The organism is Bacillus cereus group sp. BfR-BA-01380 (assembly GCF_022663535.1).
GTDB classification, from domain to species: Bacteria; Bacillota; Bacilli; order Bacillales; family Bacillaceae_G; genus Bacillus_A; species Bacillus_A cereus_BB.
This window is the reverse complement of record NZ_JAKUFS010000082.1, coordinates 1-781: the sequence shown is the minus strand read 5'-3', so window position 1 is coordinate 781 and position 781 is coordinate 1. Positions and strand designations below refer to the sequence as shown.

Here is a 781-nt window from a genome sequence, read left to right as displayed (position 1 = left end):
AAAAGGCCCTGACCGCTTTAAAGTGTACCCTTTGTAAAGGACATTTTTAAAAAAGCCTAGGCAGTTTTAAGAAGGTGATCCCTAAATTGAATAGGGCTCATCTTTTTTAAATTCCATTGGCATCTGTCGTGATTGTAATATTTCATATATTGCTTTATTTCATGTTTTAGTTCAGCTAGGCTTGTACATGATTTAATAAAGGCTTCGTCTTTAAAATGTCCAAAGAATGATTCTTGAGGAGCGTTATCCCAACAGTTCCCCTTTCTTGACATTGATTGAAGTAGCCCTAGTTTTTTTACTAACTTTTGGAAGCTTGGGTGTGTATAGTGAACTCCTTGATCTGAGTGAATTAAGGCATCTTTTGTCTTCTTAAACTTTCTGTTTTTCTTTAACCTTAAAAGGGTGTCTGTTGCCAAGTCGATAGTCAAACGATTTGAAACATTATAAGCCACTATTTCATTGGTGGAACTGTCCATAATCGTTGATAAATAAGCTTTTTTCCCTTTACCGTAAAATAAATATGTTATATCAGTTAGAAGTGTTTTTCCGGGCACACCTTGCTTAAATTGTCGATTTAATAAGTTTGGAACAACTCGATGTTCTTTTGTAGCTTTCATGATCCTTTTATATGGATTAGCTTTTCTAATAGGACAAATCATGTCGTACTTTTTCATGATTCTTCTGATACGTTTCAAATTGTAGACAACCTTAAATTGACTCTCCAAAGTCATTTTGATTTGGCGTGCCCCTTTTTTTCGCTTTTTGAAATGTAATGCCTTTA

Annotated in this window: 1 protein-coding gene; it reads right to left on the bottom strand. The window is 34.2% G+C overall.

Features of this window, described 5'->3' with window-relative positions:
• Nucleotides 1-56 precede the first annotated feature (56 nt).
• Nucleotides 57-781 (bottom strand): IS3 family transposase (locus MR076_RS25935; protein WP_242225427.1); only part of this gene is annotated, 725 nt, incomplete at its 5' end.